The sequence below is a fragment of the Treponema sp. R6D11 genome (assembly GCF_054786075.1).
This window is the reverse complement of the sequence record NZ_BDHD01000108.1, coordinates 1-6,335: the sequence shown is the minus strand read 5'-3', so window position 1 is coordinate 6,335 and position 6,335 is coordinate 1. Positions and strand designations below refer to the sequence as shown.

9 protein-coding genes and 1 pseudogene are annotated in these 6,335 nt (G+C 45.2%); 7 read left to right on the top strand and 3 right to left on the bottom strand.

Annotated elements, in window-relative coordinates:
* Positions 1–70: 70 nt before the first annotated feature.
* Positions 71–364 (bottom strand): metal-dependent transcriptional regulator, encoded by a 294-nt coding sequence (locus tag ACYVTD_RS09075; protein ID WP_461247458.1) that lies wholly within the window; start codon positions 362–364, stop codon positions 71–73.
* A 142-nt stretch (positions 365–506) separates the two neighbouring features.
* On the opposite strand from ACYVTD_RS09075, the gene ACYVTD_RS09070 reads away from it, so the two are divergent.
* The 7 genes from ACYVTD_RS09070 (at position 507) to ACYVTD_RS09040 (ending at position 4,935) form a co-directional block, all read left to right on the top strand.
* Positions 507–1,052, top strand: a complete 546-nt coding sequence (locus tag ACYVTD_RS09070) for a flavin reductase family protein (RefSeq protein ID WP_461247457.1) — start codon at positions 507–509, stop codon at positions 1,050–1,052.
* A complete protein-coding gene (locus ACYVTD_RS09065) occupies positions 1,052–1,603 on the top strand; it encodes a hypothetical protein (RefSeq protein ID WP_461247456.1) in 552 nt (183 codons plus the stop codon). The genes ACYVTD_RS09070 and ACYVTD_RS09065 overlap by 1 nt, the downstream gene beginning before the upstream one ends.
* Before the next feature lie 214 nt (positions 1,604–1,817).
* A complete protein-coding gene (locus ACYVTD_RS09060) occupies positions 1,818–2,030 on the top strand; it encodes a FeoA family protein (RefSeq protein ID WP_461247455.1) in 213 nt (70 codons plus the stop codon).
* Positions 2,031–2,044: 14 nt separating this feature from the next.
* The gene (locus ACYVTD_RS09055) at positions 2,045–2,269 is read left to right on the top strand and encodes a FeoA family protein (protein WP_461247454.1); all 225 of its coding nucleotides are present in this window, start codon (positions 2,045–2,047) and stop codon (positions 2,267–2,269) included.
* Between the two features lie 15 nt (positions 2,270–2,284).
* Positions 2,285–4,513: a ferrous iron transport protein B gene (gene feoB, locus ACYVTD_RS09050; protein ID WP_461247453.1), complete on the top strand. Its 2,229-nt coding sequence runs from the start codon at positions 2,285–2,287 to the stop codon at positions 4,511–4,513.
* A 14-nt stretch (positions 4,514–4,527) separates the two neighbouring features.
* On the top strand, positions 4,528–4,716 hold the full coding sequence (locus ACYVTD_RS09045; protein WP_461247452.1) for a hypothetical protein: 189 nt from the start codon (positions 4,528–4,530) through the stop codon (positions 4,714–4,716).
* Between the two features lie 9 nt (positions 4,717–4,725).
* Positions 4,726–4,935, top strand: a complete 210-nt coding sequence (locus ACYVTD_RS09040; protein WP_461247451.1) for a heavy-metal-associated domain-containing protein — start codon at positions 4,726–4,728, stop codon at positions 4,933–4,935.
* A 24-nt stretch (positions 4,936–4,959) separates the two neighbouring features.
* On the opposite strand, the gene hydF is transcribed toward ACYVTD_RS09040, so the two are convergent.
* On the bottom strand, positions 4,960–6,141 hold the full coding sequence (gene hydF / locus ACYVTD_RS09035; protein ID WP_461247450.1) for a [FeFe] hydrogenase H-cluster maturation GTPase HydF: 1,182 nt from the start codon (positions 6,139–6,141) through the stop codon (positions 4,960–4,962).
* Positions 6,138–6,335, bottom strand: a pseudogene (locus ACYVTD_RS09030) ([FeFe] hydrogenase H-cluster radical SAM maturase HydG); the annotation flags it as partial. The pseudogene ACYVTD_RS09030 and the gene hydF, both read right to left, overlap by 4 nt.

Genomic DNA, 6,335 nt, shown 5'->3' with positions numbered 1-6,335 from the left:
TGGCGGCGTGGGTGGACAAAAACCGCGCCGAAAAGCGCTGTTTTCACGCGGTAGGTTTTTCATCATCTTGTTAATACGATAACACGCTGTAAACGACGCCCAAGACAATCAGCCAGTCTGAAAGAGCGACATGTCTTTCGTACATCGTCTCGGCTATTTTACGCCCTTTAGCGGTAAGGGTAATAAATCCTTCGTCGTCCATTGAAATATAGCCCTGGGATTTAAGGTTTTTCATGGCGACGCTTACGCTCGGCTTTGAGTATTCAAGCTCGTTTACAATGTCAATCGAGCGAACCTGATTCCCCTTCAGGCCTAAAACATGGATTGTTTCAAGGTACATTTCCGCCGATTCATGAATGCCCAATAATTGCCTCCTGTATCTATATAATAATACTAAAATATCCGTGTAGCAAGAAATAAATTCCGAAGAATTCACACAAAGGGGGAATTAGGGGATTACAAACAGGCTTGCGGCGTCGTTTACAGCGTGTTATCGTATTAACAAGATGATGAAAAAACTACCGCTCCAAAAAGCGTTTACCCTTCTCGAATCCGGTCCCGTCGTCCTTGTAACCACCGCCGACGGCGGCAGGCAAAACATCCTCACAGTTTCATGGACTATGGTAATGGACTTTACCCCCCGTTTTGCCTTTGTGACAGGCCCGTGGAACCACTCTTTCAAAGCCCTGACAAAAACCGGAGAATGTGTAATCGCCATACCCGCCGTTGATCTTGCGAAAAAAGCCGTAGAGATAGGGACTTGTTCAGGCGCAAAAGTAGACAAGTTTGAAAAGTTTAAGTTAACGCCTTTGGAAGCGGAAAACGTGTCCGCGCCGCTTATCAAAGAATGTTACGCTAATATTGAGTGCAGAGTGATTGACCACATTAAAAACCACGGCATTTTTGTCCTAGACGGCTTGGCGGCGTGGGTGGACAAAAACCGCGCCGAAAAGCGCTGTTTTCACGCGGTAGGAGACGGGCGTTTTATCGCGGACGGCAAAGTCATAAACCATCGCCGAATTATGCTCTCTAAACTGCCTAAAGGGGTTTGATGAACAATACCGACATAAGAAGACTGATAAAACAGCTTATCAAAAAATACCATCCCGATTTGTCTCAAGATTCAAACACGGAAACTATAAACGGCGAAATTACAAAGAAATTGACTAATATTCTTAATGACCTGAAAATATACTCGAAGAACAGGCAAACCGCCGTTAACGACGCTTCAATCACGCCGGAAAACGCCATTGTGCAGGTTGAAAATCAGGATTACCTGTATTACAAATTGGGCATAAAATACTATAAAAATATCCACCCTAATTTTATCTATAAACGCAAGCCGGACAACACCTATACCCTTAAACCTTACAAAGAGCTTATGGAAGCGTTAAATAATATTATCCTGTCCATTTACCTGTCCGAAAATTATTTTACGAAAGTCATCCTTGAATACCCCGATTCCATCTGGCGCAATGACGCCATCGCCAAAGTAAAACTCCTGTTAAAACTGACTAAAAGCTACGAAAACATTAATCCCAATGAGCAGAAAGTAATAGACAGCGCGAATTTTATTAAGCAAATGGGTATAAAGCCTCTTTAATAGTAAAATAATTCGATTAATACTACATATTTCCCAAATATAACAACAAATATACCATATTTTAAGAAAATAAATAAAAATATGTTAATTTTTCATTAAAACGCTTGACAAATAAGTTAGGAAAGGCTAACCTGTATATAGTTAGTGAAAACTAACTTTTTTGTTTACCCTGCGGTTAGTTATAACTTACCGTAAACCGAAAAGGAAGGATACAATGATGCCCTTATCAATGGCGAGAATTGGAGAGGACAACTTGATAAAAAAAGTTGGCGGCAGAGAAGAAACCAGGCAATTTCTCGCAAACTTAGGCTTTGTTCCCGGTTCGCATATTACGGTTGTTACTAAAAACAGCGGTAACGTGATTGTAAGTATAAAAGAATCCCGCGTGGCGGTGAGTCAGGAAATGGCCACAAAAATAATGGTGTAAGAAGGAGACGTGTCATGAAAACGCTTAAAGATACAAAACCTGGCGAAACTGTGATGGTAGTAAAAATAGGCGGCGGCGGCCCTGTTAAACGCCGTATAATGGAAATGGGTATTACCAAAGGCGTGGAAATCCATGTCCGCAAAGTCGCCCCGTTAGGCGATCCCGTGGAAATTACGGTGCGCGGTTATGAGCTTTCCCTGCGGAAAGAAGACGCAGAATCAATCGAAGTTAGTGAATAGTGAGAGGAGGAATATATGGCTATTAAAATAGCGCTTGCGGGAAACCCCAACAGCGGCAAGACTACCCTGTTTAACGCGCTTACCGGCTCCAACCAGTTTGTGGGAAACTGGCCTGGCGTAACGGTAGAAAAAAAAGAAGGCAGATTGAAAGGGCATAAAGACGTAACAGTAACGGATCTGCCGGGCATATACTCTCTTTCACCTTATTCACCGGAAGAAATAGTCGCCCGTAATTATTTAATTGACGAAAAACCAGACGCTATCTTAAACATTATTGACGCCACAAATTTGGAGCGCAACCTGTTCCTTACGACCCAGCTTACAGAACTTGGCATACCGGTCGTCATGGCGTTAAACATGATGGACGTAGTGCATAAAAACGGCGATAAAATTGACGCCGCAAGGCTCGCAAAAGAACTTGGCTGTAAGGTCGTTGAAATTTCCGCGCTTAAAGGAGACGGTGTTGCGGAAGCGTCTGAAACGGCGATCAAAGCGGCAACCGGCGAAAAAACCCTACCACAGCACAGTTTTTCGGGCGCGGTGGAACATACGCTGGCGCATATCGAAGAAGCGGTTTTACATGATATGCCCGATGAACAACAGCGTTTTTTTTCAATAAAACTTTTCGAGCGCGACAAGAAAATTATAGAAAAACTCGGGTTAAAACCCGAACAGGTCGCGCATATCGAGCAGGACATTAAACGGTGTGAAGCGGGACTTGAAGACGACAGCGAAAGCATAATCACCGCAGAGCGTTACAATTACATTGATTCAATCATCAAGGACTGCATAAAAATTAAAAACAAAGGCAAACTCACCATATCGGACAAAATTGACAAAGTGGTCACGAACCGCGTTTTAGCGCTCCCTATTTTTGCGGTTGTAATGTTTATCGTTTACTTTGTTTCCGTTACAACGGTAGGAACGATTGCGACCGATTGGGCAAACGATGGAGTTTTCGGAGACGGCTGGCACCTGTTTGGAATCGGTTCTTCCGCTTATGAGGAATCTGTCGGCAATTTTAATGACGGACTGATAGCTGAAGAACCCGACCCTGCTAATTTTGGCGTATGGGTTCCGGGCGTTCCTGTAATACTTGGCAATTTACTTGAAGCGATAAATTGCGCCGAATGGCTGAAAGATTTAATTTTAGACGGAATTGTGGCGGGCGTCGGCGCGGTGCTTGGCTTTGTGCCGCAAATATTTATCCTGTTTATCTTCCTCGCCTTTCTGGAAGCCTGCGGTTATATGGCGCGTATCGCCTTTATCATGGACAGGATTTTCCGCCGTTTCGGGCTGTCCGGCAAATCGTTCATTCCGCTTCTTATCGGTACGGGCTGCGGCGTTCCCGGCATTATGGCGTCCCGCACAATTGAAAACGACCACGACCGCAAAATGACGATTATGACCACCACCTTTATCCCCTGTTCGGCGAAATTGCCCATTATCGCGCTGATTGCCGGCGCGCTTTTCCACGGAACATGGTGGGTCGCCCCTAGCGCGTACTTTATCGGAATCGCGGCGATTATATGTTCAGGCGTGATTTTGAAAAAAACAAAGATATTCGCGGGCGAAGTCGCGCCTTTTGTCATGGAACTTCCAGCCTACCACTGGCCTACCGTGATTAACATTTTACGCAGTATGTGGGAACGAGGCTGGTCGTTCATTAAAAAAGCGGGAACGATAATCCTTTTGGCGACGATATTTGTCTGGTTCGCGTCCAACTTTGGATGGGGCGAAGACGGCTTTGGCATGGTCGATATGGAAGAAAGCATTTTGGCGGTTATCGGCAGAGTTATCGCCCTAATCTTTGTGCCTTTAGGCTGGGGCAACTGGAAAGCCGCGGTCGCCGCCATCACGGGATTAATCGCGAAAGAAAACGTGGTAGGCACTTTCGGCATACTCTACGGTTTCGGCGAAGTCGCGGAAGACGGAGCGGAAATATGGGGCGCGTTGACCGCAAGTTTTACCACATTGACGGCTTACTCATTCTTGGTGTTTAACCTGTTATGCGCCCCCTGCTTCGCGGCGATGGGCGCGATTAAAAGGGAAATGAATAACGCCAAATGGTTCTGGGCGGCGATAGGCTACCAGTGCGGTCTTGCGTATATCGTATCGCTTTGTATCTTTCAATTTGGAATGTTGTTTACAGGGCATTTCGGTTTTGGAACGGTAGTGGCGTTTCTTATAACGGCGGGATTTCTGTATATGCTGTTCCGCCCGTCAGCTGAAAAGAGAATATAAAACAGGAGGTATTTATGTTTGTTTTTTTGTCGAATAACTTAGGCACGATTCTTACCGGGATTAGTTTGCTTGTAATTGTCACGTCGATTATCCTTAACATTTGCTGGGAAAAGAAAAAGAACAAATCCGCAGGTACGTCCGCATGCTCAGGATGCCCCTGCGGATGCGCGCGCCGGATGCCCGTGCAGGTGCAAAATCTATAGGAGAATTTTATGGAAAAAACAAAATTAAGCGTGGACGGTATGTCCTGCGGCCATTGCGAAATCGCCGTTCAGGACGCCGTCCGCAAACTAACCGGCATCAAGAAAGTTAAAGCCGACAGGCACAAAAAAGAAGTGCTTGTTGACTATGACGCGGCTCTTGTAACCAAGGAGCAGATTGTAAGCGCGATAAACGGCACGGGTTACAGCGTAATTTTATAGCGACGTAAAATAAAATTTGTTTGCTTACAAAGGACTTAGTACGGGCGCGATACATCGTTCCAAAATTCCCTGCATAAAGCTTATTGCCACGCCGTAATTGGTCATGGGGATACCTGCGTTACGCGCCGAATGATCTCTGTACATCATTTCGCGGCGGTTTAGCATACAGCCGCCGCAGTGGATAATCAATTTATAGCCGGAAAGATCGTTGGGGAATTCGATGCCGGAAGTAAATTCAAATACCGGCTCTTTTCCTGTATACTTCTTAATCCATTTGGGGAGTTTAAAGGTTCCTATATCATCGCACTGCCTGTGGTGAGTACAGCCTTCCGAGATAAGTATCCTGTCGCCGTCCCGTATGGTATCCAATATTTTAGCCGCAAGAACCGCGCTTTCCAATATTCCTTTATAACGCGCCATCAGTATTGAAAAAGAAGTTAAAGGAATGTCGACGGGCGTTTCCTTGGAAACCTTTTCAAAAGCCTGGCTGTCCGTAATAACGAGCGCTGGGGGGGCTTTTAGTTTTTTTAGCGTATCGCTTAATTCAACCTCTCTTGTTACCATAGAAACGGCCCCGGCTTCCAATATATCCCGTATTACCTGCTGTTGCGGCAGTATCAGGCGGCCTTTTGGAGCCGCTTTATCAATAGGCACTACCAGTATGACTACGTCGTTGGCGTTTATTAAATCGGCGATTAAGCGCCCCCCGTCGTCTTTATCTTTGCCTATTTCGGCGATTTTCTCTTTTAATTCGTGTATATTTTTTCCTGTTTTACAGCTAACGTGGAATTCTCCGTTAGGGGAATTTTGCTTTAAGTCGCTCTTGTTATACACAACTAGATGCTTTACGCCCAATTCCTTAAAAACGGCGATTAACTGATCGTCTTCTTCGGCAAGCCCTTCTTCCGCGTCGACAACCAAAAGAGCGATATCGGTTTTACGCAGCACTTTTCTGGTTTTGGCGATTCTCAGCTCGCCTAATTCGCTGTCATCGTCAATTCCAGCGGTGTCGATAAAGACAACGGGGCCTATTGGCAGAAGTTCCATAGCTTTGTAAACGGGGTCGGTAGTCGTCCCTTTAACTTCCGATACAACGGCAATATCCTGCCCTGTAAGGGAATTCATCAGGCTTGATTTTCCGGCGTTGCGCCTGCCAAAAATGCCGATATGCAGGCGTTCTCCCTGCGGTGTTTCGTTTAAACTCATACTCTAAAATCCCTTTTCCCCTGTTTAATATCTTCTAAATGTTTAATGACAAAGGAACGCATTTTTTCGTTCGGTATATTTCCAATTTCGTTCTTTATCAATTTTTCTCCTGTCATTCGTGTACCGTCGGCGGCGTAATCGATCAGATATTCCTGCAAAGTCATAAGCGCGTTGGGCAGACAGCAGTTTTGTAT